The 26,126-nt window shown below is 73.0% G+C and carries 26 protein-coding genes and 4 pseudogenes; 15 read left to right on the forward strand and 15 right to left on the reverse strand.

Going from position 1 to position 26,126, the window contains the following annotated elements; all coding sequences use genetic code 11:
- The first annotated feature begins 12 nt into the window (after positions 1 to 12).
- Entirely contained in the window at positions 13 to 3,300 is a 3,288-nt protein-coding gene (locus ACQ86L_RS05925; RefSeq protein ID WP_434318077.1) for an ATP-binding protein, read from the forward strand.
- A 75-nt stretch (positions 3,301 to 3,375) separates the two neighbouring features.
- Here the strand turns inward: ACQ86L_RS05925 and ACQ86L_RS05930 are convergent, their stop codons facing one another.
- The 4 genes from ACQ86L_RS05930 to ACQ86L_RS05945 all read right to left on the reverse strand — a co-directional run bounded on the left by ACQ86L_RS05930 (position 3,376) and on the right by ACQ86L_RS05945 (position 6,074).
- Entirely contained in the window at positions 3,376 to 4,194 is an 819-nt protein-coding gene (locus ACQ86L_RS05930; RefSeq protein WP_434318078.1) for an ABC transporter permease, read from the reverse strand.
- Entirely contained in the window at positions 4,191 to 5,201 is a 1,011-nt protein-coding gene (locus ACQ86L_RS05935; protein WP_434318079.1) for an ATP-binding cassette domain-containing protein, read from the reverse strand. The genes ACQ86L_RS05930 and ACQ86L_RS05935 overlap by 4 nt, the downstream gene beginning before the upstream one ends.
- 128 nt (positions 5,202 to 5,329) lie before the next feature.
- Positions 5,330 to 5,839 (reverse strand): Clp protease N-terminal domain-containing protein, encoded by a 510-nt coding sequence (locus tag ACQ86L_RS05940; RefSeq protein WP_434318080.1) that lies wholly within the window; start codon positions 5,837 to 5,839, stop codon positions 5,330 to 5,332.
- Entirely contained in the window at positions 5,832 to 6,074 is a 243-nt protein-coding gene (locus tag ACQ86L_RS05945) for a helix-turn-helix domain-containing protein (protein ID WP_345834394.1), read from the reverse strand. The genes ACQ86L_RS05940 and ACQ86L_RS05945 overlap by 8 nt, the downstream gene beginning before the upstream one ends.
- Positions 6,075 to 6,166: 92 nt before the next feature.
- On the opposite strand from ACQ86L_RS05945, the gene ACQ86L_RS05950 reads away from it, so the two are divergent.
- The 5 genes and pseudogenes from ACQ86L_RS05950 (at position 6,167) to ACQ86L_RS05970 (ending at position 9,471) form a co-directional block, all read left to right on the forward strand.
- Positions 6,167 to 6,337, forward strand: coding sequence for a hypothetical protein (locus ACQ86L_RS05950; RefSeq protein WP_434318081.1), 171 nt, complete (start codon positions 6,167 to 6,169; stop codon positions 6,335 to 6,337).
- 76 nt (positions 6,338 to 6,413) lie between these two features.
- Positions 6,414 to 7,798: pseudogene (locus ACQ86L_RS05955) on the forward strand (L-serine ammonia-lyase).
- A 178-nt stretch (positions 7,799 to 7,976) separates the two neighbouring features.
- Positions 7,977 to 8,843, forward strand: a complete 867-nt coding sequence (locus tag ACQ86L_RS05960; protein WP_434318082.1) for a sulfurtransferase — start codon at positions 7,977 to 7,979, stop codon at positions 8,841 to 8,843.
- Positions 8,789 to 8,908, forward strand: coding sequence for a hypothetical protein (locus ACQ86L_RS05965; RefSeq protein ID WP_434318850.1), 120 nt, complete (start codon positions 8,789 to 8,791; stop codon positions 8,906 to 8,908). The genes ACQ86L_RS05960 and ACQ86L_RS05965 overlap by 55 nt, the downstream gene beginning before the upstream one ends.
- 74 nt (positions 8,909 to 8,982) lie before the next feature.
- A complete protein-coding gene (locus tag ACQ86L_RS05970; protein WP_345834390.1) occupies positions 8,983 to 9,471 on the forward strand; it encodes a glutathione peroxidase in 489 nt (162 codons plus the stop codon).
- Between the two features lie 9 nt (positions 9,472 to 9,480).
- On the opposite strand, the gene ACQ86L_RS05975 is transcribed toward ACQ86L_RS05970, so the two are convergent.
- On the reverse strand, positions 9,481 to 9,771 hold the full coding sequence (locus ACQ86L_RS05975; protein ID WP_434318083.1) for a hypothetical protein: 291 nt from the start codon (positions 9,769 to 9,771) through the stop codon (positions 9,481 to 9,483).
- A 71-nt stretch (positions 9,772 to 9,842) separates the two neighbouring features.
- On the opposite strand from ACQ86L_RS05975, the gene ACQ86L_RS05980 reads away from it, so the two are divergent.
- Complete coding sequence (locus tag ACQ86L_RS05980; protein WP_345834388.1) at positions 9,843 to 10,259, forward strand: TraR/DksA family transcriptional regulator; 417 nt, start codon at positions 9,843 to 9,845, stop codon at positions 10,257 to 10,259.
- 107 nt (positions 10,260 to 10,366) lie between these two features.
- On the opposite strand, the gene ACQ86L_RS05985 is transcribed toward ACQ86L_RS05980, so the two are convergent.
- The 4 genes from ACQ86L_RS05985 to ACQ86L_RS06000 form a co-directional block, all read right to left on the reverse strand.
- Positions 10,367 to 10,978 carry a helix-turn-helix domain-containing protein gene (locus ACQ86L_RS05985; RefSeq protein ID WP_434318084.1) on the reverse strand — a complete coding sequence of 204 codons (612 nt, stop codon included), beginning with the start codon at positions 10,976 to 10,978 and terminating at the stop codon, positions 10,367 to 10,369.
- A complete protein-coding gene (locus ACQ86L_RS05990; RefSeq protein WP_434318085.1) occupies positions 10,897 to 12,261 on the reverse strand; it encodes a tetratricopeptide repeat protein in 1,365 nt (454 codons plus the stop codon). The genes ACQ86L_RS05985 and ACQ86L_RS05990 overlap by 82 nt, the downstream gene beginning before the upstream one ends.
- Positions 12,144 to 13,337: an ATP-binding protein gene (locus ACQ86L_RS05995; protein WP_434318086.1), complete on the reverse strand. Its 1,194-nt coding sequence runs from the start codon at positions 13,335 to 13,337 to the stop codon at positions 12,144 to 12,146. Before ACQ86L_RS05995 ends, ACQ86L_RS05990 begins: the two co-directional genes overlap by 118 nt.
- Positions 13,338 to 13,410: 73 nt before the next feature.
- The gene (locus ACQ86L_RS06000) at positions 13,411 to 13,701 is read right to left on the reverse strand and encodes a hypothetical protein (RefSeq protein ID WP_434318087.1); all 291 of its coding nucleotides are present in this window, start codon (positions 13,699 to 13,701) and stop codon (positions 13,411 to 13,413) included.
- A gap of 175 nt (positions 13,702 to 13,876) precedes the next feature.
- Between ACQ86L_RS06000 and ACQ86L_RS06005 the strand changes: the two genes are divergently transcribed.
- Positions 13,877 to 14,470, forward strand: coding sequence for an NADPH-dependent FMN reductase (locus ACQ86L_RS06005; RefSeq protein ID WP_434318088.1), 594 nt, complete (start codon positions 13,877 to 13,879; stop codon positions 14,468 to 14,470).
- A 78-nt stretch (positions 14,471 to 14,548) separates the two neighbouring features.
- Here the strand turns inward: ACQ86L_RS06005 and ACQ86L_RS06010 are convergent.
- A pseudogene (locus ACQ86L_RS06010) lies at positions 14,549 to 15,579 on the reverse strand (aldo/keto reductase).
- 60 nt (positions 15,580 to 15,639) lie between these two features.
- On the opposite strand from ACQ86L_RS06010, the gene ACQ86L_RS06015 reads away from it, so the two are divergent.
- Complete coding sequence (locus tag ACQ86L_RS06015; protein ID WP_434318851.1) at positions 15,640 to 16,128, forward strand: metallophosphoesterase family protein; 489 nt, start codon at positions 15,640 to 15,642, stop codon at positions 16,126 to 16,128.
- Here ACQ86L_RS06015 and ACQ86L_RS06020 read toward each other — a convergent pair.
- Positions 16,125 to 17,647, reverse strand: a pseudogene (locus ACQ86L_RS06020) (DUF7059 domain-containing protein). The gene ACQ86L_RS06015 and the pseudogene ACQ86L_RS06020 overlap by 4 nt on opposite strands.
- Positions 17,648 to 17,667: 20 nt before the next feature.
- On the opposite strand from ACQ86L_RS06020, the gene ACQ86L_RS06025 reads away from it, so the two are divergent.
- The 4 genes from ACQ86L_RS06025 (at position 17,668) to ACQ86L_RS06040 (ending at position 20,166) form a co-directional block, all read left to right on the forward strand.
- Complete coding sequence (locus ACQ86L_RS06025; protein WP_434318089.1) at positions 17,668 to 17,961, forward strand: acylphosphatase; 294 nt, start codon at positions 17,668 to 17,670, stop codon at positions 17,959 to 17,961.
- A gap of 45 nt (positions 17,962 to 18,006) precedes the next feature.
- Complete coding sequence (locus tag ACQ86L_RS06030) at positions 18,007 to 18,897, forward strand: aminodeoxychorismate lyase (protein WP_434318090.1); 891 nt, start codon at positions 18,007 to 18,009, stop codon at positions 18,895 to 18,897.
- 308 nt (positions 18,898 to 19,205) lie between these two features.
- Complete coding sequence (locus tag ACQ86L_RS06035) at positions 19,206 to 19,538, forward strand: hypothetical protein (RefSeq protein ID WP_434318091.1); 333 nt, start codon at positions 19,206 to 19,208, stop codon at positions 19,536 to 19,538.
- A 13-nt stretch (positions 19,539 to 19,551) separates the two neighbouring features.
- The gene (locus ACQ86L_RS06040; protein ID WP_434318092.1) at positions 19,552 to 20,166 is read left to right on the forward strand and encodes a dihydrofolate reductase family protein; all 615 of its coding nucleotides are present in this window, start codon (positions 19,552 to 19,554) and stop codon (positions 20,164 to 20,166) included.
- Between the two features lie 24 nt (positions 20,167 to 20,190).
- Here the strand turns inward: ACQ86L_RS06040 and ACQ86L_RS06045 are convergent.
- Positions 20,191 to 22,046, reverse strand: a pseudogene (locus tag ACQ86L_RS06045) (thioredoxin domain-containing protein).
- A 63-nt stretch (positions 22,047 to 22,109) separates the two neighbouring features.
- Between ACQ86L_RS06045 and ACQ86L_RS06050 the strand changes: the two are divergent.
- Together ACQ86L_RS06050 and ACQ86L_RS06055 are read left to right on the forward strand one after the other, a co-directional pair.
- Positions 22,110 to 22,943, forward strand: coding sequence for an aldo/keto reductase (locus ACQ86L_RS06050; RefSeq protein ID WP_434318093.1), 834 nt, complete (start codon positions 22,110 to 22,112; stop codon positions 22,941 to 22,943).
- A gap of 70 nt (positions 22,944 to 23,013) precedes the next feature.
- Positions 23,014 to 23,424, forward strand: a complete 411-nt coding sequence (locus tag ACQ86L_RS06055; RefSeq protein WP_434318094.1) for a hypothetical protein — start codon at positions 23,014 to 23,016, stop codon at positions 23,422 to 23,424.
- 3 nt (positions 23,425 to 23,427) lie between these two features.
- On the opposite strand, the gene ACQ86L_RS06060 is transcribed toward ACQ86L_RS06055, so the two are convergent.
- The 3 genes from ACQ86L_RS06060 to ACQ86L_RS06070 all read right to left on the reverse strand — a co-directional run bounded on the left by ACQ86L_RS06060 (position 23,428) and on the right by ACQ86L_RS06070 (position 26,113).
- Positions 23,428 to 24,996, reverse strand: coding sequence for a long-chain-fatty-acid--CoA ligase (locus tag ACQ86L_RS06060; protein ID WP_434318095.1), 1,569 nt, complete (start codon positions 24,994 to 24,996; stop codon positions 23,428 to 23,430).
- 197 nt (positions 24,997 to 25,193) lie between these two features.
- A complete protein-coding gene (locus tag ACQ86L_RS06065; RefSeq protein ID WP_434318096.1) occupies positions 25,194 to 25,484 on the reverse strand; it encodes a transcriptional regulator in 291 nt (96 codons plus the stop codon).
- A 5-nt stretch (positions 25,485 to 25,489) separates the two neighbouring features.
- Entirely contained in the window at positions 25,490 to 26,113 is a 624-nt protein-coding gene (locus ACQ86L_RS06070) for a hypothetical protein (RefSeq protein WP_434318097.1), read from the reverse strand.
- Positions 26,114 to 26,126: the final 13 nt, after the last annotated feature.

Raw genomic sequence — 26,126 nt, forward strand, 5'->3', positions numbered from 1 at the left:
TAAAATCGGCAAGTGGATTCCGCGCCCTCCCGCCCCCGTGTCGCCGTGCTCGGCCCGGTGCTCGTCGAGGACCGCACCGGCGCGCTCGCCGAGCCGTCCGGCACGCGCGGCAAGAGCCTCATCGTGGCGCTGGCGCTCGCCCCGGGCGGCCGCTCGGTCCCTGCGCTCGTCGACGACCTCTGGGACGACGCTCCCCCGCGGCAGGAGCGCGCGGCCCTGCAGACGCTGGTCTCCCGGGTGCGCACGAGCAGCGCCGACGGCATCCTGGAGTCCACGGCGAGCGGCTACGCGCTGGCCGTCGGTGCGCACGGCACCGACCTGGACCTCGCCGCGCACCACCTCGAACGGGCCCGCGGCGCTCTGGCCGCCGACGCGCACGGCGACGCGCTCCGCGAGGCGGACTCCGGCCTCGCGCTCTGGCGCGGCGAGCCGGGGCTGGAGCTGGCAGGCTCCCGCCTCGGCGAGGAGCTGGCGCGAACCGCCGCCGAGCTCCGCGCCGAGCTGCTCGTCGCCCGCGCCCGGGCCGCGCGCGAGAGCGGCGACTCCACGACAGCCCTCGCCGACCTCCACGAGCTGCTGCGCCTGCGCCCGCTGGACGAGTCCCTGCACGCCGAACGGATCCGCACCCTCGCCGACGCCGGCCGCCGCAGCGACGCCCTGCTCGCGTACGCCGACCTGACGGAGGCCCTGCGCGAACGCCTCGGCACGCGTCCCGGCGCGGAGCTGGTCGCCCTGAACGCCCGCCTGCTCGCCGAGGAGGACCAGCGCGAGGACGAGCGCGAGCCCGCCTCGCCGCGCCGGGTCCGGATCGGACTGCGCACCGCCCCGAACGCACTGGTCGGACGCGAGTACGACCTGGAGGCCGTGGAGGACCTGGTCGCCACCTCCCGCCTGACGACGATCCTCGGCGCCGGCGGCCTCGGCAAGACCCGGCTGGCCCACGAGGTCGGCCACCGCGCCATCCACACGCCCGCCGTCGTCCTGGTCGAGCTCGCCGGCGTGCGCACCGGAGCGGACGTCGAGCTGGCCTTCGCCACCACCCTCGGCATCCGGGAGGCCAGGACCGCCCGCCTCGCCGAGCCGGGAGCCCAGCTCGACCTGCGCTCGCGCATCCTCGGCCTGCTCTCCGAGCGCGAGACGCTCCTCATCGTCGACAATTGCGAGCACATCATCGACGCGGCCGCCGCCTATGTGGAGGACATCCTCTCGGCCACGCCGAGCGTGCGGGTGCTCGCCACGAGCCGCGCCCCGCTCGCGATCGGCGCCGAACGGGTCTACGCGCTCGGCCCGCTGCCCTCCGACGACGACGGCCCGGCGGTCGAGCTCTTCCGCGAGCGCGCCAGGGCCGCGCGTCCCGGCGTCGTGCTGCCGCCGGAGGCCGTGGCCCGGCTGTGCGCGCGGCTCGACGGCCTCCCGCTCGCCATCGAGCTGGCCGCCGCACGCACGCGCTCGCTGTCGGTCGAGGAGATCGAGCGGCGGCTCGGCAACCGTTTCGCGCTGCTGACCGGCGGCGAGCGCACCGCGCCGGAACGCCACCGCACCCTGTTCGCGGTGATCGACTGGAGCTGGAACCTGCTGGCGGCGTCGGAGCAGGCCCTGATGCGCCGGCTCTCGACCTTCCCCGACGGCTTCAGCGCCGAGGCGGCGGAGGCGGTCGCAGGAGCCGGAGCAGCGTCGGTGCTCGACGACCTCGACGCGCTCGTCGCCCAGTCGCTCGTGACCGTCTCGGAGGATCAGGACACCGGCATCCTGCGCTACCGCATGCTGGAGACCGTCCGCGAGTTCGGCGACCTGGAGCTGACCGCGGCCGCGGAGGCCGGCGACGTGCAGGCCGGAGTGGACGCCTGGGCGGTCGCGTTCGCGCGCGAGGCGATGGCCCACATGCACGGCCCGGACCAGGTGCCGACCTTCGCCCTCGTGACCGCCGAGCAGGACAACCTGGTCGCGGTGCTCCGCTCGGCGATCGACGGCGACCGGCCCGCGACGACGGCCGCGGTGTTCGCGGTGCTGGCGTACTACTGGTCGCTGCGCAGCACCCACACCGAGGTGCTGGGCTTCGGCGCCGCGGTGCTCGACGCGCTGGCCGGGTGGGAGCCGGAGGGCGACGACCGGGAAGCCGCGGCCGCCTGCTACGCGCTGATCGGCGGCACCTTCCTCTACGCGGGCCTGCGCACCGCCGTCCGCGCGATCTCGCGCCTGCGCCGGCTCCGCCGTGGCGCGCCCTTCGCCGACCCGCGGCTCGGCGCGATCGCGAGCCTGGTCCTCGCCGCCGGGCACGTGGAGCCCGGGATGCGCCTGCTCGCCGAGTTCAGCCGCTCGGCCGATCCCGAGCTCGCCGCCATGGGCAGCCTCCTGACGGCGCAACTCCAGGAGAACGCGGGCGAACTGGACGACGCGCTCGCGAGCGCGACACGGGCGCACGAGAAGGCGATCGAGGCGCAGGACACCTGGTCACGCGCGTCGGCCGCGCAGAGCCTGGCCCAGCTCCACAGCCAGCTCGCGCACCCGCACGAGGCGCTCGCCTGGGCCGCGAGCGCCCACGAAGGCCTCGCGACGCTGCGCGCAGCGGGCGACCTGCGCCAGCTCGATTGGCTGATCTCGGTCAACTCCATCTCCGCAGGCGACGTGGATCGCGGGCGCGCCCTGCTGGAGGACTACCTCCACGAGGAGGTCGACCGCACCGGCTTCGACTACGTCGACTACTACGGGATCGGCTTCGCCGGCATGGCGGAGATCGCGCTGGCGGAGGGTGACTACGCACGCGGCGTGCGCCTGTACGACGAGGCGATCGGCGTCTACACGGACGACACCGCCGCCGAGCGCGACGCGGTCGCGAACCCGTGGCTGACGATCCTGGGCGCTGCGCTGGTCGCCGCGCGGCTGCGGGCGCAGGAGGCCGGGATGCCGGACGGCGACCCGCTCACCGGCACCGAGACCGCGGAGGCGGTGCGCCGGCTGCGGGTGCGCGTCCTGGTGAACGCCCGGCTGAGCCCGTCGTACCTCGACAAGCCCGTGGTCGGCACCGGCCTCCTCGGCGTGGCGATCTGGATGCTCGACGCAGAGGTCGGCACGGCCCGCGGCGACGAGTGGGTCGACGCAGGGCTGGAGCTGTTCGCGCTCGCGGCACGCGCGAACTCGCGGCAGGACATCGAGAGCCTCCACCGGCCGGCGCTCGCGGAGCGGGTGCGGCGGACGTGGGGCGCGGAGCGGTTGGAGGCGGCGCAGGCTGCTGCGGCTGCGATCGGGCGGGATGCGGCCGCGGTCCGGGGGTTGGAGTTGTTGGCGGGCGTGCGGGTCTGACGCGCCGCTGCCGTGCGCGGAGCGGCCGCCGCATCCCTCCGCAGGATGCGACGGCCGCTGTCCGTGGACGGGAGGCTACGCCTTCCGCATGTACGCCCGCACGGTGAGCGGGGCGAACACCGCGACGATCACGGCCGCGCCGAGCAGCGCCCACCAGCCGTCGACGCCGAAGGTGCCGTTGTTGGCGAGGTCGCGGACCGCCGTCACCAGGTGCGAGACCGGGTTGATGTTGACGAACCACTGCAGCCACTGCGGGAGCGTGTTCACCGGCACGAACGCGTTCGAGAAGAACGTCAGCGGGAACAGCACCAGGAACGAGATGCCCTGCACCGACCCCGCCGTGCGCGCGATCACGCCGAAGAACGCGAAGATCCAGCTGATCGCCCAGGCGCAGACGATGACGAGGAGGCCGGCGAGGATCACGAAGCCGAGGCCCGCCGCCGGCCGGTAGCCCATGAAGAAGCCGGTCACGAAGGTGATCGTGGTCGCGATCGCGTAGCGCAGCGTGTCGGCGAGCAGCGCACCGGACAGCGGCGCGATCCGCGCGATCGGCATGGACTTGAACCGGTCGAACACGCCCTTGTCCATATCCTCCCGGAGCTGCACGCCGGTCACCACCGAGGTCGTGATGACGGTCTGGGCGAGGATGCCGGGGATGAGGTAGGGCAGGTAGCCCGAGACGCTGCCGGTGATCGCGCCGCCGAACAGCAGGGCGAACATGATCGTGAAGATGATCGGCTGCAGCGTCACGTCGAACAGCTGTTCCGGCGTCCGCTTGATCTTCAGGAGACCGCGGTGGGCCATCGTGACGGTGTTGGCCAGGGTCTGACGGAGGCTGACGTGGTTCTTCAGGTTCCGCTCGGCGGGCGGGGTGATGGTGGCGATGGCGGTCATGCCCGGACTCCTTCTGCTGCGGCGTCCTCGGTCTCGGCGTCCGCGGTCGTCTCTTCTTCTTCGACTCCATGGCCGGTCAGCGTGAGGAACACCTCGTCCAGCGTCGGCTTCTGCACCGACATCTCCTGGAGGTGGATGCCGGCCTCGCGGAACGTGACGAACAGGTCGGTGACGGCGTCGGCGTCGCGCATGGGCGCGGTGAGGCGGGAGCCTTCGGGCGAGACGACGGCCTCCACGCCGAGCACGGTGGAGATGGCGCGGCGGGCGTCCTCGATGTCGGCCGCGTCGGCCAGGCGCAGCTGGAGGGAGGACTCCCCCACCGACGCCTTCAGCTCGTCGGCGGTGCCCTCGGCGACCACGCGGCCGCGGTCGATGACCGCGATGCGGTCGGCGAGCTGGTCGGCCTCGTCCAGGTACTGCGTGGTGAGCAGGACGGTGGAGCCGGTGGAGACCAGGCGGCGGATGGTGTCCCACATCTGCGCGCGGGTCCGCGGGTCGAGACCCGTGGTCGGCTCGTCGAGGAAGATCAGCGGCGGCTGCGCGATGAGGCTGGCGGCGAGGTCGAGCCGCCGGCGCATGCCGCCGGAGAACTTCTTCAGCGGGCGCTTGGCCGCGTCGGACAGCCCGAACTCCTCCAGGAGCTCGGCGGTCTTGGCCTTCGCCTCCCGGCCGCTGAGCCCGAGCAGGCGCGCGAAGATCATGAGGTTCTCGTTGGCGGACAGGGTCTCGTCGACGGAGGCGAACTGGGCGGTCACGCCGAGGAGCTGGCGGACGATCTGCTGCTCCCTGCGGATGTCGTGCCCGAAGACGAAGGCGTCGCCGCCGTCCGGCCGGAGCAGGGTGGCGAGCATGGAGATGGTGGTGGTCTTCCCGGCGCCGTTGGGGCCGAGGACGCCGTAGACGGTGCCGGCGCGGACGTTCAGGTCGACGCCGTCGACCGCCCGGTTGTCGCCGAAGACCTTGACGAGCCCGTGGGCCTCGACGGCCCACTCGGTGCTGCGAGTCATGATGGTCCTTCCTGGTGAGGTGGATGAGTCGATCGTGGCGGAGGCCCCTTGCACGGCGCTTACCGGACGCTTACAGGCGCGCGCGGGCCGTGTAAGCGGGCGGCAGGATGCGGCAACAGGCCGAACCGTCAGGCCACGCTCCGCAGCGCCGCGACGACCGCGGGCCGGTCCACGCCCGCCAGGGTCAGCGCGCGCGGCACCGTGCCGAGCTCGAGTCCGAAGATCGCCGTGACGAGGTCGGCCTCCCCGGAGCGCTGGCGGCGGTGCGCCGACGCGACGCGGTGGGCACGGGTGAGCGCCTCCTTCGCCGACGCGCCCCAGCGCGGGCGGGCGACGCGGGGCGACGCGACAAGCCGCTCCTCCGGAGGCGGCGTGACGCCGGCGACGCGGAGGCTGGTCTCGCGTTCGGCGAGCAGTGCGGCCTCCAGGCCGGCGGGGTCGAGCCCGGCGGACGCGAGCACGTCGCGGACCGCTCCACTGCCGTCACGGGAGAGTGCGAGCAGCAGGTGCTCGGCCTCCACGAGGGTGGCGTTGCGGCGCTGGGCCTCGGTGACCGAGGCGATCACCACGGAGCGCAGGGCTTTGGAGAGCGGCTGGCCGGGGGCGTTGTTGGCGGTTCCGGGAGGGATGTCAGACATTTCGTCTCCTGAGGGCTACGCCTGCGGCGGCGACGCGGCGCAGGTGCTTCTTGTGCACGGCCTGGCGGGTGACGCCGAGCGCGTCGGCGATCTGCGTCCAGCTCCAGCCGTCGCGGAGGGCGTGCTCGACCTCCGCGTCTTCGAGACGGTCGGCGAGCTCACGGAGTGCGACGACGGCCGCGAGACCGTCGGCGACCCCGCCGAGCGGGTCCGGAGCCGGGGTGGGAGGGTTCATGAGAGCAACTTTAGTTGCTTAATCCGATTTGTCAACTCAAGTTGCTCTTTTTCGTGGCGCGTCGAGTGCGGGGCGAGCGTAGTCTGACCCGCATGGACATCGGCGTCGGAACGACCGTCTGGCTCGGGGACCGCCCGGGCGTCGTGGTGGAGGGACCGGACGAGGGAGGTCAGTTCCTCATCGAGTACACGCCCGTCGAGGGCGGCCTGGACACCGCCTGGTGCCCGCCGGGTGACGCCAGGGTGAGCGTTCGCGAAACCTGAGTTCTGCGCGGGATTTCTGCGCCAATGCGCACGTTCACGCGGGAATCCCGCACAATCTGCGACGTACACTGGAGAAGTGACTGCGTACGTCTCCGCCTTCGACCTGTTCTCGATCGGCATCGGGCCCTCGAGCTCGCACACCGTCGGACCGTTGCGGGCGGCGAAGGCGTTCGCCGACCGCCTCGTCGCGGACGGGATCGTGGAGCACGTCGACCAGGTCACCTGCACCCTCTACGGCTCCCTCGGCTCGACCGGGATCGGGCACGGCACGCCGGACGCGGTGGTCGCCGGCCTCCGCGGCAACGAGCCGGAGAACTGCCGGCCCGACGACGTCCGCGGCGCCTGGTCCGGGATCGGTGACGGCACCACCCTGCGGCTCGCGGGCGTGCACGACATCCCGCTCCGCAAGGACGACATCGACTTCGAGCCGCGGACGCGCCTCCCCGGCCACCCCAACGCGCTCACCCTGCGCGCGTGGGGCAGCAGCGCCGACGGCACACGCCAGCCGCTCCCCTCCTGGAGGAGACCTACTACTCGATCGGCGGCGGCTTCATCCGGCGGGACGGCGAGGAGGCCGAGCTCGCCGCACGTGCGGCGCACCCGCTGCCCTACGACTCGGCAGTGGAGTTGCTCGCGATCTGCGCGCGGCTCGACATCCCGATCTGCGAGGTCGCCCGGCGCAACGAGATCGCCCTGCACGGCGAGGACGCCACCGACGCGCGGCTCGACCTGATCTGGGAGGCGATGGCCGAGTGCGTCGCGCGCGGGCTGTCCGGCGACGGCACCCTCCCCGGCGGCCTCGGCGTCAAGCGCCGTGCGGCTGCGATGCGCGAGCACCTGGAGAGCGTCCAGGACGACCCGGGCCGCGCGACCTCGCTGGAATGGCTGCACGCCTTCGCGTTGGCGGTGAACGAGGAGAACGCCTCGGGAGGCCGCGTGGTCACCGCGCCGACGAACGGCGCCGCGGGGATCGTGCCGGCTGTCGCGCACTACTACCTGCGCTTCGTGCCGGGCGCGACGCTCGACGGCATCCGCAAGTACCTCCTGACCGCGACCGCGATCGGCTCGCTGTTCAAGGCGAACGCCTCCATCTCGGGCGCGGAGGGCGGCTGCCAGGCGGAGGTCGGCTCGGCGTGCGCGATGGCCGCGGGCGCACTCTGCGCGGTCCTCGGCGGGACGCCGACCCAGGTCGAGAACGCGGCCGAGATCGCGATGGAGCATCACCTCGGCCTCACCTGCGACCCGGTCGGCGGCCTCGTGCAGATCCCGTGCATCGAACGGAACGCGATCGCGTCCTCGACCGCGGTCTCCGCGGCGCGACTCGCCCTGCACGGCGACGGCTCGCACCTGGTCTCGCTGGACACGGTGATCGAGACGATGCGCCAGACCGGCCTGGACATGTCGACCAAATACAAGGAGACCAGCGAGGGCGGCCTGGCGGTCAACGTCATCGAGTGCTGAGGCGCACATTACAGCTGGTTGCGTGTCCCCTAGGCGACGTCCCCGGACTGCGCTGCCCGCGCATTACGCACGGTTGCGTGTCCCGTAGGGCGACGTCACCGGACTGCACTGCCCGCGCATTACGCACGGTTGCGTGTCCCGTAGGGCGACGTCGGAGGCTGCCGTTAGCGTGGTGCGCATGTCTCTCACGACCGCGCGTTCCGACGAGCCGACCGTCCCCGATTCCGCGACAGGCCCTGGCCGGGGTGAGGCCCGGGGCGCCGCGGTCGGCGCCGCGCTGGCCGGGCCGCTGGTGTCGACGCAGTGGCTCTGCGACCACCTCGGGTCGGACGGCCTCCTCGTGGTCGACGCCTCGGTCGTCGCGGTCAGCGGAGACGGCGGGCGTACGGAGTACGTCAGCGGGATCGGGCGGCACGGTGAGGGGCACATCCCCGGTGCGGTGTTCGCCGACCTGCTCGAGGGGTTCAGCGATCCGGCCGCACCGTTCGCGTTCACGCGGCCGGGCGCGGAGGCGTTCGCCGCGGCCGCGGCGGCACTGGGCGTGGACGCCGACACCACCGTCGTCGTCTACGACGGCGCGGTCGGGCAGTGGGCCGCGCGGCTGTGGTGGCTGTTCCGCTCGTTCGGACACGACCGGGTCGCGGTGCTCGACGGCGGCGTGACCAAGTGGCGCGAGGAGGGGCGTCCGCTCGACTCGGGGACCGTCGCGCCCCGGCCGGCCGGCCGCTTCCTCGCCGCCGAGCTGCCGGGGTTCTGGAGCGACCGCGGCGACGTGGAGGCGGTCCTCGCGGGCGACCGGAGCGGGACGCTGGTCTGCGGCGCCCCGCCGAAGGACTTCACCGCGCGGCACATCCCGGGCAGCGTGAGCGCGCCGGCCGTGCGGCTCGTCGACCGCGGGACCAACGCGTTCCTGCCGGCCGCGGGCCTGCGCGACCTGTTCGCCGACGTGCTCGCCTCCCCGACCCGATCGTCGCGTACTGCGGAGGCGGGATCGCGGCGGCGGCCGACGCCCTCGCTCTGGCGCTGCTCGGCCGGGACGACGTGACCGTCTACGACGGGTCGCTGAACGAGTGGGCGTCCGATCCGGCGGCGCCGCTCGCGAGCGTCTGAGCCGCGCGCGCGGCATTCCTGGGTTTTCGCCCGAACGGCGCATACACACCCGTATCGGGACGTAGGCTCGAAGCATGACCCTGATGGATATCCCGTTCCACACCATCGATGGAGCTCCGACCAGCCTCGCCGCCTTCTCGGGCAAGGTCATCCTCGTCGTCAACGTCGCCTCCCGCTGCGGCCTCAGCCCGCAGTACGAGAAGCTGGAGCAGCTGCAGGAGACCTACGGCGACCGCGGCTTCACGGTGGTCGGCTTCCCGAGCAACCAGTTCCTCCAGGAGCTCAGCTCGACCGAGGCGATCAAGGAGTACTGCTCCACGACGTGGGGCGTCACGTTCCCGATGATGGAGAAGGTGCGGCTGAACGGCCGCAATGCGCACCCGCTCTACAGCGAGCTGACCACGCACCCCGACATCGACGGCAAGGCCGGCAAGGTGAAGTGGAACTTCGAGAAGTTCGTCATCACGCCGGAGGGCGCGGTGCACCGGTTCCGGCCGCAGCTGGAGCCGGACGACCCGCGGATCGTCGGGCTCATCGAGGCGTCGCTGCCGGCGACGGTCTGAGCCGCGCGGTCACGCCCGGCGGAACCAGCGTCCGCCGACCCGCTCGGTGAGTCGCCAGTCCCCGGTCTCCGCGAGCGAGCCGAGGACGGCCACCGCGTGCTGGGCGACGCGCAGCGCGTCGTGGGGGCCGTCCGCGGTGAAACGCACGGTGATCCGCGCCTCCCGGCTGACGACGTCGACACTCGACGCCTCGACGGTCGTCAGCTCGGCCACCGCGGCGGCGGCAGCGGGCTCGATCTCGGTCGGGGCGACCTCCGGCCGCAGGAGGCCGACGGGGATGATCACACGAAACGAAGGCACGCGCCGAGCCTACGTCGGATACCAGAACCCCGGCGTACGCTGACCGGCGGGGAATCGGAAGGGGTGCGCGGATGCACACCGGATCACCGGACACACGAGAGCTCTACATCGTCCAGGACGTCGGATTGACCATCGACGAGCTGGAGGGCTTCGACAGGATGCTCGACGAGCGACGCCAGGGGGACGTCGCGGAGTCGCAGCGGCTCGCGGAGTCACTGGGCTCGCTGCTGTCGTCACGGTCGGAGTCGACCGCCGACGACGAGCACGACCCGGAGGGCCCGACGCTGAGCTCGGAGTGGAGCAGGCTGCACGCCCTCCGCGCGGAGACGGCGGCGGACATCGCGGCCGTGGACGCGGCACGCGAGCGCATCCGGCTGGGACGCTACGGCACGTGCGCGTCGTGCGGGCGCGCGATCGGCGTGCAGCGGCTGGAGGCCCGGCCGACGACCGAGCTGTGCATCGTGTGCGCGGTCGCCGCCGAGCGCTGAGCGCGCATCGCGGGTAGCCGAAGGGCACGTTGTTGTCACTTTGCGCGCGCGAAAGTGACAACAACGTGCCCCTCGCGCGTGGGTTGTGCGCGAGGCGAGGCCGCGGGCTAGCGGGCGGGGCGCGACGCGCGGTAGACGGCCTCGGTGCGGCTCGCTGCGCCGACCTTGCGGAGGATGCTGGAGACGTGGACGCTCGCGGTCTTGGCGGAGATGAACAGGACCTCGCCGATCTGCTTGTTGCTCAGGCCCTGCTCGATGAGGGCCAGGACCTGCTCCTCGCGTTCCGTGAGCGGGGCGCCGGGGCCGAGGGCGGCGGCACCACCGGCCGCGCGGGCGCCGCGGGACGAGATCAGGGCGGCGGCGGCCTCGGTGAGGAGTCCGAAGCCTGAGCGCTCGGCCTCGTCGCGGCCGGCGACGGCCAGGCGTTCCGCGGCGGGGCGGTCGCCGGCGGCGCGGGCGACCCGCGCGGCGCGCACGAGCGCGTACGGGTGCAGGTGGGCGGGGGCGAGCGGCGACGCGGCCGCCTCGACGGCGGACTCCCAGGCCACCCGGGCGCCGTCGAAGCGCTCGGCGGCGGACGGGTCCGTCGCCGCCGAATCAGCTGCGGCCGCCAGCGCGGTCGCGAGCTCGGCCCGGATCACCGGGCCCCAGGCGACGGCGGTCGGCCAGTCCTCGATGGCGGTGAGCGCGGCGTCCAGGCGGGCGGCTTCCTCGGCCACGTCGACCGGGGTGTCGCGCTCGGCGCGCTCCTGGGGGAGCGGAACGCGACATCCGCCAGGGCGCGCGCGGCCGCGGCCAGCACGGGGAGGTCGTAGGCGGGCAGCGGCCGGTGGGTCGAGGCGCGCACGGGCGCGGTGTGCTCCCAGGCGTCGAACGCGTCGCCGCGCGCGATCGCGACCTCGGCGGCGAGCCGGGCGACGCCGAGCTCGGACTGGACCTCCAGGTCGCCGAGCGTGCGCAGGCCGCTGTGCCAGCGGCGCAGCAGCGTCTCGGTCGTGTCGAGGTCGCCGCGCCAGAGCGTGATCCACAGCTTCATGCGCTGCAGGTGCGCGCGGAAGGTCGGCGGCGGGTCGAGGGCGAGCGCCGGTTCGAGCAGCGACTCCGCCCGGTCGAGCTCGCCGAGCGCGAGCAGCGGCTCCACGGTGTTGGAGGACAGGATGACGCCGGTGGAGCGCTCGATGCCCCGCGCGCGGGCCTCGCGGACGCCGACCTCGGCGAGCCGCACGGCCTCCGCGTAGCGGCCGAGGTTGTTCATGGCGTCGGACGCGTTGACCGCGTAGCGCAGCTCGGCGGCGGAGTCGTGCTCGGCCAGCCGCCCCGCCTCGTCCAGCTCGGCCAGCCCGCGCTCCACGGAGCCCTGGGACACCAGCGAGCTGCCGAGGATGTTGTGTGCGACCGAGCGGAGTGCGGGCGACCCGTCGCCGGCCTCCTCGATCGCCTGGGTCGCGACGGTGACCGCGTCGTCGAACCGGGCCGCGAGCATGTACCGGGCGGCCAGTTCGGCGAGCAGCTGGAGGCGGAGGCCGTCGCCCTCCGGCAGCGTGCCGGGCGGGACGACGTCGAGCGCGCTCTGCAGCAGCTCCTGGACGCCCATGCGGTTGAGGTTCTGGAGGTACTGCGCCTTGTCGCGCAGCAGTCGCGCCCGCCGGGCGGGAGGGAGGTCTTCCGCCGTCTCGAGCGCCATGTTGACGAGGGCGAGCGCGCGCTCGTTGTCGCCCGCGTTGCGCAGCGCCGACGCGGTGCGGGACAGCAGCTCCGTGCGGCCGCCGCCCTTCATCCACGGCTTGCTCAGCTCGTCGGCGTCCGGCACGCTGTCCCACAGCTCCAGGGCGCGGTCGCCCAGCGCCGCGGCGGTCATGTAGGCGTACGACATCCGCGCCTCGCTCATGGCCTCCAGTGAGGTGATGAACGCGCGCCGCAGGTCGTGCGCGGCGAGCCAGTGCGTGGAGAGCTGGGTCGCCGAGCGCTGCGGGCTGGCCTCCAGCGCCTCCGCGAACCGCATGTGGAACCGGCCGCGCTCCCCGGCAGCAGGTCGGCGTGGATCGCCTCGCGCACGAGAGCGTGCCGGAAGGTGTACTCCGTGGAGTCGGCCACCAGGACATTGGCGACCACGGCCTCCCGTGCCGCCGCGTCGAGCTGGTCGGGCGTGCCGTCGTAGACCGCGCTGAGCAGCTCGTGGTCGACGCAGACCCCGCCCGCGGAGACGAGGCGCAGCAGCCGCTGCGCCGGGTCGCTGAGCTTCTCGAACCGGGCGAGCAGCAGCTCGCGCAGCGTCTCGGGCAGGTCTTCGCCGGTCGCGAGCCCGTCGATGCCGATCAGCTCCTCGACGAAGAACGGGACGCCCTCGCTCATCATGTAGACGCGATCGACCGTCGCGGCGTCGGGCTCGCAGCCGAGCAGGTGCTCGATGAGCGCCTCCACCTGACCGCGGCCGAGCCTGGCCAGCTCCCAGCGCGTGACGCGGCGGGTGCGCTCCAGCTCGGCGAGGTAGGCGCGCAGCGGGTGGCCGCGCGTGATCTCGTCGGTGCGGTAGCTCAGCAGGACGAGGATGTGGCCGCGCTCGGCCATCCGGACGATGAACCGGAGCAGTTCGAGCGTCGCCGTGTCGGCCCAGTGAAGGTCCTCCACCGCCAGGACGAGCGGACGGTCGGCGGACAGCGTCTCGAACAGGACCGTGACGAGCTCGTACAGCCGCTCGGCCCCGGTGCGCGCCGGCACCGCGGAGTCGTCGGCCAGCTCCGGCAGCAGCACGGAGAGCACGCCCGCGCCGTGGCCGGCGGCCTCCAGCACCGCGTCGAGCCCGCGCAGCTCGATGAGCCGGCGCAGGATGGCCGCGAACGGCGCGTACGGAGCCCCGTCGTTGCCGAGGTCGACGCACCGGCCGAGCAGCACCGTCGCGGACCCCTCGGCCTCCGCCAGGAACTCGGCGAGCAGCCGCGTCTTGCCGATGCCCGCCTCCCCGCCGATCACGACCGCGCGCAGACCACCGTCGCGACGAACCCCGTCGAGCTCGTCGCGCAGTGCCACGAGATCGGACTCGCGCCCGATCATCGTGGGGCTGGAGGCCGGTGATCGCATGGCCTCATCGTGCCACGGACCACCGACATCCGAACCCCCGTCCTGCCACGCTTCGCCCACGGCAGAACGGTGGTCATCGCCCGGCGTGGGCGAGCTCCCGCCGCTCCTCGTTCGCGGCCTCGGGAACCGCCCCCGCGGCGTGCGCAGCAGCCTCGGAAGCGGTCGCAGCCGGCGCCGCGACCGGCACGGCCTCGGCCTCCGTGACCGCCGGCGCCGCATGCCGCGGGCGGCGCCCGGCCGCCCGCTCCGCCCGGCGCTCCGCCCGCTCCTCGCGGAGGCGGCGCACCAGCTCCCGGTCGTGCTCGGCCCGCTGGGCATCCCCCGCGTACACCCGCGTGGCCACGAACTCGTCGGACAGCATCATGATCCCCACACCCTTCGTCGAACTGCTTTCGTCGATGACCTCAGACTCGTCGCTAAGGACCCCCTCCCACATCGGGAAGATGCCCTATTCCGGCGTGCGTAGGACTCAGATGGAGGCGGCGGACGCCTCAGGCGCGGGACTCGACACCGCGCGAGGCCGGGGGCAAGCTGGCGGCATGGCAACGGTCAACGAGCTCCAACCGCCTTACCGGGTCGGCTACATCGTCGGCAGCATCTCATCGGGGTCCATCAACCGCCGGCTCTCGACGGCCCTCCTGAAGCTGGCGCCGGAGGAGCTGGTCTTCACCGACATCGGGATCGCGGACCTGCCGCTCTACAGCCGCGACTACGACGGGGACTTCCCGGAGGTCGTCCGCGACTTCAAGGCGGCGATCGCGGCGCAGCAGGCGCTGCTGTTCATCACGCCCGAGTACAACCGCTCCATCCCCGGCGCGCTGAAGAACGCGATCGACTGGGCGAGCCGCCCGCACGGCGAGAACGTGATCGCGCGCAAGGCCACGGCCGTGATCGGCGCCTCCACCGGCCCGATCGGCACGGCGGTGGCGCAGCAGCAGCTCCGCAGTGTGCTGAGCTTCCTCCAGGCGCCGCAGATGAACGCCCCGGAGGCCTACATCCAGCTCAAGCCGGGGCTGATCGAGGACGACGGGACGGTCACCAACGAGGCGACGGAGGCGCTGCTCCGCCGGTTCATGGTGTCGTTCTTCGAGTACATCGAGCGGGTGCTGACGGTCGTCCCCGGCCCGCGCTGACCGACGCAGAGGGCCGCGACACGCCGTCACGCGAAGGCGATGGCGGCGTGTCGCGACCCCGCTGCGGGCGCGGACGGGTCAGCGACCGCCTTCGCGCTTGCGGTGCCGCTGGGCGACGGCTTGGGGGCCGTAGGGGTACACCTCCGTGCGCGGGGCGCTCGCGTCGTCGAGCCGGTAGAGGTGATCGTCGTCCAGCTCCAGGTCGGCGGCCGCGAGGTTGTCGTCCAGCTGCTCGATCGTGCGCGCGCCGAGGATCACGCTCGACACCGCAGGACGGTCGACGAGCCAGGCGAGGGCCACCTGCGACATGCTCGCGCCGGTCTCCTCGGCGACCGCCTGCACCGCGTCGATGACCTCCCACGTGTGCGGGTCGGCGTTGCGGGCGTCGAAGGCCTCCATCCCGCGCTTCGGGTTCTCGCCGAGCCGCGTCGCACCGGTGGGCGCCTGGTCGCGGCGGTACTTGCCGCTCAGCCAGCCGCCGGCCAGCGGCGACCAGGGCAGGAGGCCGATCCCGCAGTCCAGCGCGGCCGGGACGATCTCGTGCTCGATGCCGCGCACCAGGAGGCTGTACTGCGGCTGCAGCGTCACCGGCGCGACGAAGCCGTAGGCGTCCGCGACGGCGACGGCCTTGGTGAGCTGCCAGCCGAGGTAGTTCGAGAAGCCGTAGTAGCCGATCTTGCCCGCTGTCACCGCGTCGTCCAGGAAGCGCAGCGTCTCCTCCAGCGGCGTGAGGTAGTCCCAGGCGTGCATCTGGTAGAGGTCGATGTGGTCGACGTCGAGCCGGCGCAGCGAGTCGTCCAGGGCCCTGCGCAGGTGGGTGCGGGACAGGCCGAGGTCGTTGGAGCCCTCCCCATCGGGAAGCGCGCCTTGGTGGCGATGACGAGCCGGTCGCGGGCGCCGTGCTTGCGGGAGAGCCAGCGGCCGATGATCGACTCCGACGTCCCCGCGCTGTACACGTCGGCGGTGTCGATCAGGGTGCCGCCCGCCTCGACGTAGCGGTCCAGGATGGCGTGGGAGGTCGGCTCGTCGGCCTCCGCTCCGAAGGTCATCGTGCCGAGGGCGAAGGCGGACACGATGGTGCCGCTGTTTCCGAGGGTCCTGAGGTCCATGCCCCCGACGCTATCCTCGTCGCGGCTTATCGCCTACCGTTTGCCGATGTGAAGCTGTTGATGCTGTCCGACACCCACGTCCCCCTCCGGGCGAAGACGCTCCCGCCGCAGGTGCTGGCCGGGGTGGAGGCGGCGGACGTCGTCCTGCACGCCGGCGACTGGGTGGACGAGGCGACGCTCGACCTGCTGGAGGAGCGGTCGCGGCGACTGATCGGGGTGTGGGGCAACAACGACGGTCCCGGCCTGCGGCGGCGGCTGCCGGAGGTCGCGCGGTTCGAGCTGGGCGGGCTCCGGTTCGCGATGGTGCACGAGACCGGGCCGGCGAAGGGGCGCGAGGATCGCTGCGAGCGCGACTTCCCGGAGGCGGACGTGCTGGTGTTCGGGCACTCGCACATCCCGTGGGACACGGTCGCGCCAGGAGGGCTGCGGCTCCTGAACCCGGGCTCCCCCACCGACCGCCGCCGCCAGCCGGCGTGCACGTACCTGACCGCGACCGTCGCCGACGCCCGCCTCACCGATGTGCGCCTCGTCGCCCTCCCGCCGCGTTAGGCAGGGAGCAGCAGCAGCCCGTCCGTGACCAGCGCGCGCACCGTCGGGAGGAGGTCGGCGCGCAGAGCGTCCTCGTCCACTTCCAGGAGTTGCGCGAGCGCGCCGACGATCGCGGCGACGCTGAGCTCGCCGTCGCACGCGCCGACCAACGCCGCCAGTCCGGTGTCCGCCCCGACCACGCGCCCGAAACCGCCGCCCTGGCGCAGCAGGATCGCCGTGGGCGAGTCTTCGCCGGGCCACAGGTGCCGTTCCTCCGTCACGTCGCCCGCGACCGTGAGCCGCAGCGCGCCGAAGGCGTCGTCGTCCAGCTCCGACTGCGCGTCGTGGGCGGCCAGGCACTCGCCCAAATGGATGCCGAGCCCGGCCTGGTTCGTGCCCAAAGCTCCGTGCATCCGCTCGAACCGGCGCAGCGTCGGCACGCCCTCCGCACGCCGCAGCAGCACGTAGCCGAAGCCGACCTCCCGCACTCCGCGCTCCTCGAAGTCGTCCAGCCAGGCGCCCAGCAGCGTGTCGAACGTCGGTCCCGGGCGGGTGCCGCCGTCGCGGATCCAGGTCTCGGCGTACTGGGCGGCGTCCTCGGTGTCGCGCTCGATCACCCACGCGTCGAGGGGCTGCGCAGAGTCGTTCACCCAGCCGCGCACGCGCTCCAGGGCGTCGGCGGTGTCGTGGTACTCCCAGTTGCCGAGGAGCTGCGCCACGCCTCCCGGGTTCAGGTGGGCGCCGCAGCCGGCGATGAAGGCCGCGACCAGGCTGTCGCCGACCATCCCCCGTCGCGGTACTCGTAGGCGGGCACGCCTTCGGTCCGCGGCGTGATCACGAACGGCGGGTTCGAGACGATATGGTCGAACGCCTCCCCCGCGACCGGCTCGAACAGGCTCCCGAGCCGGAACTCGATGCCCTCCACGCCGTTCAGCTCGGCGTTGAGCGCGGCGAGCCGGAGCGCGCGCTCGGAGATGTCCGTCGCCACGACGCGCTCGGCGTGCCGCGAGGCGTGCAGGGCCTGGATGCCGCAGCCGGTGCCGAGGTCGAGCGCCGAGCGCACCGGGCGCTGGAGCATCAGGCCGCTGAGCGTCATCGAGGCGCCGCCGACGCCGAGCACGTGGTCCTCGGGGAGTGCGCCGCCCAGAGCGAGCTCGCCGAGATCGGAGACGATCCACCACTCCGCGGGGCCGAGGGCATCGACGAACGCGTACGGGCGGAGGTCGATGGCGGGGGCGATCGCGTCGGAGGCGTCGGCCCGCAGGAGCCCCAGCTCCACGGCGCCGTCGAGGCCCAGGGCAGGCAGGGCCGCCGCCGCAGCGGACCGGTCGACCGGCCGGCCGAGCACGAACAGCGCGGCGAGCGTCCCCAGCGTGCCGGCGTCGCGCCGCGCGAGGGCCCGCTCGGCCGGGACCCGCTGCCCGCGGTGCAGCGCCTCCGCGGCCTCCTCGCCCCAGAGCGCGGTCAGGCCGTCGACGGTGAAGCCGGCGGCGGCGAGGTCGGAGCGGAGGGCGGCGATGGAGGTCACACGCCCATTCAATCAGGGCCAGAATGGGCGGCGTGAGCCAGGAACAGACGACGATCCGCCGGCGGGCGGTCGTGACCGGGATGGTGCAGGGCGTCGGCTTCCGCTGGAGCGCGCGCGAGGAGGCGCACCGGCTGGGCGTGGCCGGCTGGGCGCGAAACCGCTCCGACGGCAGCGTGGAGGTCGAAGTGGAGGGTGACGCCGCAAGCGTGGACCGCATGCTCGACTGGCTGCGCGCCGGGCCGCCCGGGAGCGCGGTGGACGAGGTGCGGGTGACGGACGCCGTGCCGGACGGCGACGACGCGTTCCGCATCCGGCAGTCGGACTGAGCCGCCACCCCTGACTTCTGCGCCGCACCCGGGCACAATAGGCACATGACCCGCGCGACGCTGCTGACCATCACCGTGCCCACCGGAGAGCCCGCCGACGGCGACCCGGGCTTCGCCCTCGCCGACTTCGACGCCGCGCAGGTGCGGATCACCGACCTCGGCGTCACCCGCGGCGACGGCGTCTTCGAGACCATCGCCGTCATCGACGGCCACCCGCAGGCGCTCGGCCCGCACCTCATGCGGCTCGCGCACTCCGCCGAGCTCCTCGACCTCCCCGAGCCCGCCGAGCACGTCTGGCACGAGGCGGTGCTCGCCGGCGTCGCGGACTACCAGTCGCGCAACGGCGCGGGCGGCGAGCTGTTCGCCAAGCTGATCTACACGCGCGGCGTGGAGGGCACCGGCCGGCCGAGCGGCTGGATCTTCGTGGACCAGGGCGAGGACTTCACGCAGCAGCGCCTCGGCCTCACGGTGGTCACGCTCGACCGCGGCCTTCGGCACGACGTGGCCGAGACCTCCCCGTGGCTGCTCGCGGGCGCCAAGAGCCTGTCGTACGCCGTGAACCGCGCGGCCCAGCGGGAGGCGGCGCGCCGCGGCGCGGACGACGTGATCTTCATCAGCTCGGACGGCTACGCGCTGGAGGGCCCGACCTCCAACGTGATCGTGCTCGCGGACGGTGTGGTCCGCACGCCGCAGACCGACCAGGGCATCCTCGCCGGCACCACGCAGGCCGCGGTCTTCGCGTTCTTCGCCGAGCGCGGCTACCCGACCGAGTACCGCCACATCACGGCGGAGGAGCTGGCGGCGGCCGACGCGCTGTGGCTGGTCTCCAGCGTCCGCCAAGCCGGCCCGATCACCCACCTCGACGGCCGGGAGTACCCCGTCGACGCCGCCCTCACCGCCGACCTGAACCGGTACCTCCTCTCCCGCACCCACTGACCTCGCCCGCCTCGCGCGTCGCGAACGGAGGAGTCCCGGCCCCCGCACGCCCGGAACTCCGCCGTTGACTGTTCCGGCCCGGCGTGTCGGCCCGCACATCCTCCGTTGGCTGCAGAGCCGGGGGCGGGCGGGCCGTTGGTGGGGGGCAGAGCGGAGGCAGGGTGGGAGGATGTTCACCCCCGCGTAGACGTCCCGTTACACCCCGATTCGCGGAGGCCGCGTTCGGCGTTTAGGCTGTACGACACCGTACCGGCGCCGACGCCGGGACCGCCGCTATGGGGAACAGAGGCGCAGTGAAGGAGGGCGATGTGGAGCAGGTTCCGAGAAGCATCGAAGTGCTGCGCCAGCAGGCGCGTGATGAGCTCTCCGCCATCATCGAGCATCGCTGCCGTGCCGGCGAGGACCCCTGGCACTTCATCCCCGACCTGCCGAGCGTCGACGAGCAGGTGGTCATCTCGCTGCGCGCCGGAGCCATCGAGGAGTTCGACCTCGCCGAGGAGCAGTCGAGGGCGCACCACCCCGCCGCGGGCCGCGACACCTACACCCGGTTCGAGTTCGGCGTGCTGCGCCGGATCGCCCTGGAGCACCCCGAACTGAGCGAAGCGGTCTGGGGGATGCTCGACAAGGTCGAGCGCGCGTAGTAGACCAGGCGGCATGGGGATCGTCACTGCCGATATCGCTGTCTCGCTCGACGGATTCGCCGCCGGGCCCAACCAATCGCTGGAGAACCCGCTCGGCGAGCGCGGGGTGGAGCGGCTGCACACCTGGATGTTCGAGTACGCCGACGCGCACGTCGAGGAGATCGCCGCGATCACCGCGGCGGGCGCCTACGTGATGGGCCGCAACATGTTCGGCCCGGTGCGCGGCGACTGGCCCGCCGAGGGCGACACGTTCGGCGACTGGCGCGGCTGGTGGGGCGACGATCCGCCGTACCACGCGCCGGTCTTCGTGCTGACGCACTACGAGCACGCGCCGATCCGGATGGAAGGCGGGACGACCTTCGAGTTCGTCACCGACGGCATCCACGCGGCGACCGACCTGGCGCGAGAAGCCGCCGGGGATGCCGACGTCGCGATCGCGGGCGGCGCCGAGACGCTCAACCAGGCGCTCTGGGCGGGCATCGTGGACGAGCTGCGGCTGCACGTGGCGCCGCTCACACTCGGCGCGGGCGAGCGGGTCTTCGACCGGGTGCCCTCCCTGCAGCTGGAGCTGCTGCGGTCGCGGGTGACGCCGGAGGTCGCGCACCTGACGTACCGCGTGGTGCGCTGACGCTGTGTGGTGCGCTGAGGCCGCTCAAAGCCCGGCGGGCGACGTGACCGGGAGCCGGCAGACGAAGTCGCGGCACAGGTAGGCGGTCGGGAGGCCGTCGCGCGTGCCGCGCGCGGCGAACAGCTCGAAGCCCGCCGCCGCCAGCGCCTCACCCTGGGGTGCGTCCACCAGGGCGACCAGGTCGGCGGGATGGCGGCGGGCAGCAGCGGTCAGACCTTCGGGATCGTCCGGAGTCCCCTCCGCGGGCTCGCTCACGACGACGAGCTGCTGCGGCTCGCCCTCCAGCCGAGTCATCAGTGCCAGCGCGGCGCCGAACGCGCTCGGGACGGCGCCGGCCGGGCCGGCCACGAGCCGCATCGCCTCGCGGGCGGCGCGCTCGTAGCGTCGGCTCGCCGTCATCAGGAACAGCGTGTGCGCCGCCGCGGCCGTCGCGGTGAGGCCGGACGGGTACGCGCCCTCCGACGGGTCGACGCGCACCGCGAGGCCGGTCGATCTCAGCAGCGGGTCGCCGCCGCCGGGGACGCCGAACGGGCAGTCGCCGCCGTCGACCGCCCCCAGGCACAGGTCCACCAGCTCCCGGGCGATGACCGCCGCCTCCACGTCGCCGCTCGCCAGCGCCAGCTCCAGCAGTCCGCCCGCGAGCCCGCCGTAGTCCTCCAGCGTCGCCACCGCGTCCGACACCTGCCCGTCGACCGACGCGCGCCCGAGCGTGCCGTCCGGCCGCCGGTGCGTGTCGATCACCGCGCGGGCTGCCTCCCCCGCCGCGGCGATCCAGGCGGGCCGGTTCAGGATGCGCCCCGCGCGGGCGAGCGCGCCGATGGCGAAGCCGTTCCAGCCGGTGAGCACCTTCTCGTCCAGCGCGGGCGGCGTGAGCGTCGCGCGCTCGGCCGGCGGCACACGGTAGTAGCCGCCCTCCACCCGGGCGCCGTCGATCACGCTCTCGGAGTCCTGCGCCGAGGCGAACGCGCCGCCGGGCCTCCGCAGCACGCCGAGCAGGAAGGCGGCGACGCCGTCGGCCGTGCGCTCCGCCCACTCCTCGCCGGTCTGCGCCCACGCCGTGGCGTACGCGTCCAGGAGCTGGGCGTTGTCGTACAGCATCCGCTCGTAGTGCGGGTCGCTCCAGTCGCGCCGGGTGGCGTAGCGGAAGAAGCCGCCGTCGACCGGGTCGCGCAGCGGGAGTCCGCCATCCGGCGCAGGGTGCGGGGCGCGAGCTCGCGCCCGGCCGGCCGCTCCAGCAGGAAACCGAGCACCGGCGCGACGGGGAACTTGGGCGCGCCGCCGAACCCGCCGAACTGTGGGTCCTCCGTCTCGGCCAGCGCGTCGACGGCGGCGTCGAGGGCGCGGCCGTCCGGCAGCTCGGAGGCCGTGGTGGCGCGTGCGGCGGCCGCGGCGAGCGCCTCCCCGACCTTGCCCGCGTCGGCCTCGACCTCGGCGCGGCGCTCCCTCCAGGCGTCCGCGACCGCGTCCAGGATCTGCGTGAACGAGGGTCGGCCTCCCGACGCGACCGGCGGGAAGTAGGTGCCCGCGAAGAACGCCCGCCCCGACGAGGTCGCGAAGACGGTCAGCGGCCAGCCGAGGCCTTCGGTGAACGCGCTCGCGGCCGACAGGTAGGCTGCGTCGACGTCGGGATGCTCCTCCCGGTCGACCTTGATCGACACGAACCGCTCGTTCATGAGCGCGGCGACCGCGGGGTCGCTGAAGCTCTCGCGCGCCATCACGTGGCACCAGTGGCAGGTCGCGTAGCCGATCGAGACGATGACCGGCACGTCGCGGCGGCGCGCCTCGGCGAAGGCCTCCGGCCCCCACGGGAACCAGTCCACCGGATTCTCCGCGTGCGCGCGCAGGTAGGGACTGATCGCGCCCGCCAGCCGGTTCGTCATGCGCTCACCCTACGACCCCCGCGCCGGTCGGAGCGCGCGGCCGGGCTTGCTATCGTGGACGATATGGTTGCACACGCAAATACTCCGCTCCTGACCCTGAACAACGGCACCACCATCCCGCAGCTCGGCTTCGGCGTCTTCAAGGTCGACCCGGCCGAGACGACCCGCATCGTCACCGACGCGCTGGAGGTCGGCTACCGCCACATCGACACCGCCGCCATCTACGGCAACGAGGAGGGCGTGGGCGCCGCGATCGCCTCCTCCGGCATCCCGCGCGACGAGCTGTTCGTCACGACCAAGCTCTGGAACGACCGGCAGACCGACGCGCAGGCCGCCTTCGACGAGTCGCTCGCCAAGCTCGGCCTCGACTACGTCGACCTCTACCTCATCCACTGGCCGACCCCGGAGAAGGACACCTTCGTGGAGGCCTGGAAGTCGCTGGAGGCGATCTACGCCACCGGCCGCGCCAAGGCCATCGGCGTCTCCAACTTCCTCGTCCCGCACCTGGAGAAGCTGCTCGCGAACACCGAGATCGTGCCGGCCGTCAACCAGATCGAGCTGCACCCGGCGCACCAGCAGCCGGAGGTCACCGCGTTCGCCCGCGAGCACGGCATCCACATCGAGGCGTGGGGCCCGCTCGGCCAGGGCAAGTACCCGCTGTTCGACGCCCCGGAGGTCGCCGGCCCGGCCGCCGCGCACGGCAAGACCCCGGCGCAGGTCGTCATCCGCTGGCACCTGCAGACCGGGAACATCGTGTTCCCGAAGTCGAACCGCCGCGAGCGGATGGCGGAGAACTTCGACGTCTTCGACTTCGAGCTGACCGCCGACGAGGTCGCCGCGATCACGGCCATGGAGCGCGAGGGCCGCGTGAGCGCGCACCCGAACGAGGTCAACTGACGCCTCAGGATACCCGCGGGCGCGGAGGCCGGCTCTCCGCGCCCGCGCCCATCGCGGCTAGGCTCGCACCGTGAGAATCACGACGATCACGGGGAAGGTCATCTACGTCGTTGGCGTCTTCGGCCTGATCCTGGCGCTCAACTTCTTCATCATCGACCGCCTCGTCAACGCGGCGCTCGACGTGCTGGTCGTCGCGGTGCTCAACGTGGCCTACGTGATCGTCGGCGCCCGCATCTTCCGCGGCGAGGGCGAGAACCGCGAGGACCCGCGGCCCTGGTGGCGGGCGACCGCGCGCCCGGCGGCGGGGTTCTGGCTCGGCGGCATCCTCGCGATCCTGGCCTTCATCTCCTGCGTCGGCGCGCTCGCGAGCAAGCCGGAGAACTCGTTCGTGCCCGCGGTCGCGTGCATCAGCTACGCGCTGCTCGCGGCGTTCTACCTGAACTCCTCCTACCGACTGCGGTTGCTCGACACTGCGCCGTAGCGCTCAGGCGACCGGCGTCTGCTCCTCGAAGCGGGCGACCAGCTCGCGCTTGAGCACCTTGCCGCTCGGACCGAGCGGGAGGACCTCCAGGATCTCCACCCGCCGCGGGTACTTGTACGCCGCCACGCGCTCCTGCGCGAACACGACCAGCTCCTCCCCCGTCGCCTCGGAGCCCGGCATCAGCGTGACCGCCGCCATGATCTCCTGGCCGTGCGTCTCGTGCGCGACGCCGAACACCGCCACGAGCGCGACGGACGGATGCGTGGAGAGCGCCTCCTCCACCTCCCGCGGGTACACGTTGTAGCCGTTGCGGACGATCATGTCCTTCTTGCGGTCCACGATCGTGATGTAGTCGTCGTCGCTCTTGGTGCCGAGGTCGCCGGTGCGGAACCAGCCGTCCACGACCGCCTCCGCGTTGGCCTCCGGGAGGTTGAGGTAGCCCTTCATCAGGTTGTGGCCGCGGACCACGATCTCGCCCAGCTCGCCGCGCGGCAGCAGCCGGATCGCGTCGTCCACCTCCGGGTCGGCGATCTCCACGTCCACGCCCCAGATCGGCTGACCGACGGTTCCGACCCGGGTGGGACGGCCGCGGTGGTTGAACGACGCGACGGGCGAGGTCTCGGTGAGGCCGTAGCCCTCGTGAACGTCGATGCCGTAGACCTCCTTCATCCGCTCGATGACGGCGACGGGGATGGCCGCGCCGCCGCTCATGCCGTAGCGCAGCGGGCGACGCTCCGGGTTGGTCTTCGCGGCCTCCAGCAGTGCGATGTACATGGTCGGCACGCCGGTCATGATCGTGCAGGCGTGCGCGTTGAGCAGCTGCAGCGCGGTCGCACCGTCGAACTTCGGCACCAGGACCACCGCGGCCCCTGCGCGGAAGCCCATGTTCATGACACAGGTCTGCCCGAAGGTGTGGAAGAGCGGGAGGCAGCCGAGGACGCGGTCCGTCGGCTCGAAGTCGAGGGTGCCGGCGAGCAGCACGTTGACCTGCTCCACCAGGGAGAAGTGGCAGCCTTCCGCGCCCTTCGGCTTACCGGTCGTGCCGCTCGTGTAGAGGATGGTCGCGGTGTCCACCGGGTCGCGCGGCACGTACGTGTCGATCGGCTCGGCGCCGGCCGCGGCGTCCTCCAGCCGCGGGAACGGAAGCTGCTCGACCATGTCGTCCGGCACCAGCACCGAGAGGGTGCCGACTCCGGCGAGCGCCGCGCCCTTCGCGCCCTCGGCCAGCAGCGGCGCCGCGCAGATCAGCAGCGTCGAACCGGAGTCCCGCAGCACGTAGTCGATCTCGGCCGCCTTGAGCAGCGCGTGGATGGGGACGACGACCGCGCCGAGGGCCAGCACGGCGTAGTAGGCGCGCGGGAAGTCGGGCACGTTCGGGATCATCAGCGCCACCCTGTCCCCCGGCCCGACGCCGAGGTCGCGCAGGGCTCCCGCGTAGCGGCGGGTCTGATCCCAGAGGTCGCGGTAGGCGATCTCCTGGCCGTTGAAGATCAACGCCACGTTGTCGGGCATCCGGTGCGCGGTCTCGGCCAGGATGCTGGCGACGGACATGGTGGCGTAGCCGTGGGGCATGGCGGGGCTCCTTCGTCGACGGTGACGTGACCCGGTCGGGTTGAGGGAAACCTACGTCACGCCGCACGCGCCCACAATGCCCAGTTCGCGCCCCTCCCCGGCGCCCGGGCCCCGCCGAGGGGCACCTCGTTGTCACTTTCGGCGTCCGGAAGTGACAACGACGTGCCCTTCGATGGCGGGATGGAGGGCGCGGGAGGTCAGGCGCCGAGGATGCTGCGGAGCGCGGCCGTGTAGTCCTCGAACGCGCGGCGGCCGGTCGTGGTCAGCGCGAGGTAGGTGACCGGGACGCGGCCGCGGTGCGTCTTCTCGACCTCCACGTAGCCGGCGTCCTCCAGCTTGCGCAGGTGCGTCGCCAGGTTGCCCGCGGTGAGGTCGAGCAGTTCCTGGAGGCGCGGGAACGACATGCTGCCGCCGTCGGGGACCGTCGCCAGGGTCGCCGTGATCTTGAGCCGTGCCGCGGCGTGGATGACCGGGTCGAGTTCGTCCACGCCGGTCACCGCCGAGGGCTCGCGGTGCCCAGCGTGCGGAGCGTGACGATCGCGCCCGCCCCGAAGATCGCGCCGCCCGCGACGGCCATCAGCAGCAGGTTCGGCCCGAGGCCCAGGAACGGCGCCACCGCGCCCACCGCCAGCAAGGCGAGTCCGAGCACGAGCTGCAGCCGGTCGTGCCACAGCGCGGCGCCGGCGAGGTAGAGGGTGCCGCACATCAGGGCGTACGCGCTCGGGAAGTACAGCCCGGCGAAGTCGCCCGCGAGGCCCTGTGCGATCATCCCGATGCCGAGCAGCGCGAACGCCACCGAGCACACGGTCCAGGAGACGCCGTAGACCGCGCCGGCGAACTGCGAGTCGCCGCGCACGCCCCGGCCGATTCGCGAGCCGATCACCGCGGAGGCGACGATCGAGCCGGCGATCAGCACGCCGAAGACGACGCCGCCGGCGACCGGCTCGAACACGCCGAGCTGCGCCAGGTAGAGGGCCAGGAAGCCGACCAGCCAGGCCACGGCCCACACGGTGTACAGCCAGACGACGGGGATGCGGTAGTCCCGGCTGACACGGCGTTGCTGGCCGTCGATGAGGTCCAGCATCTCCCGCGCGTCGCCGGGCGTGTTCTCGTTCATGCGTACTTTGTAA

The organism is Leifsonia sp. P73, from assembly GCF_051059105.1.
Classification (GTDB): domain Bacteria; phylum Actinomycetota; class Actinomycetes; order Actinomycetales; family Microbacteriaceae; genus Leifsonia.

Bases quoted from the DNA above. Each gene is read 5' to 3' on its own strand.
- ACQ86L_RS05950 (WP_434318081.1), top strand. From the start codon at position 6,167: ATGGACATCGGCGTCGGAACGACCGTCTGGCTCGGGGACCGCCCGGGC.
- ACQ86L_RS05935 (WP_434318079.1), bottom strand. From the start codon at position 5,201: ATGACTCGCAGCACCGAGTGGGCCGTCGAGGCCCACGGGCTCGTCAAG.
- ACQ86L_RS05930 (WP_434318078.1), bottom strand. From the start codon at position 4,194: ATGACCGCCATCGCCACCATCACCCCGCCCGCCGAGCGGAACCTGAAG.
- ACQ86L_RS05960 (WP_434318082.1), top strand. From the start codon at position 7,977: ATGTCTCTCACGACCGCGCGTTCCGACGAGCCGACCGTCCCCGATTCC.
- ACQ86L_RS05980 (WP_345834388.1), top strand. From the start codon at position 9,843: ATGCACACCGGATCACCGGACACACGAGAGCTCTACATCGTCCAGGAC.
- ACQ86L_RS05940 (WP_434318080.1), bottom strand. From the start codon at position 5,839: ATGTCTGACATCCCTCCCGGAACCGCCAACAACGCCCCCGGCCAGCCG.
- ACQ86L_RS06030 (WP_434318090.1), top strand. From the start codon at position 18,007: ATGACCCGCGCGACGCTGCTGACCATCACCGTGCCCACCGGAGAGCCC.
- ACQ86L_RS05970 (WP_345834390.1), top strand. From the start codon at position 8,983: ATGACCCTGATGGATATCCCGTTCCACACCATCGATGGAGCTCCGACC.
- ACQ86L_RS05990 (WP_434318085.1), bottom strand. From the start codon at position 12,261: ATGCGGTTCGCGGAGGCGCTGGAGGCCAGCCCGCAGCGCTCGGCGACC.
- ACQ86L_RS06070 (WP_434318097.1), bottom strand. From the start codon at position 26,113: ATGAACGAGAACACGCCCGGCGACGCGCGGGAGATGCTGGACCTCATC.
- ACQ86L_RS06060 (WP_434318095.1), bottom strand. From the start codon at position 24,996: ATGCCCCACGGCTACGCCACCATGTCCGTCGCCAGCATCCTGGCCGAG.
- ACQ86L_RS06005 (WP_434318088.1), top strand. From the start codon at position 13,877: ATGGCAACGGTCAACGAGCTCCAACCGCCTTACCGGGTCGGCTACATC.
- ACQ86L_RS06040 (WP_434318092.1), top strand. From the start codon at position 19,552: ATGGGGATCGTCACTGCCGATATCGCTGTCTCGCTCGACGGATTCGCC.
- ACQ86L_RS06050 (WP_434318093.1), top strand. From the start codon at position 22,110: ATGGTTGCACACGCAAATACTCCGCTCCTGACCCTGAACAACGGCACC.
- ACQ86L_RS05995 (WP_434318086.1), bottom strand. From the start codon at position 13,337: ATGCGATCACCGGCCTCCAGCCCCACGATGATCGGGCGCGAGTCCGAT.
- ACQ86L_RS05945 (WP_345834394.1), bottom strand. From the start codon at position 6,074: ATGAACCCTCCCACCCCGGCTCCGGACCCGCTCGGCGGGGTCGCCGAC.
- ACQ86L_RS06015 (WP_434318851.1), top strand. From the start codon at position 15,640: ATGCTGTCCGACACCCACGTCCCCCTCCGGGCGAAGACGCTCCCGCCG.
- ACQ86L_RS06000 (WP_434318087.1), bottom strand. From the start codon at position 13,701: ATGATGCTGTCCGACGAGTTCGTGGCCACGCGGGTGTACGCGGGGGAT.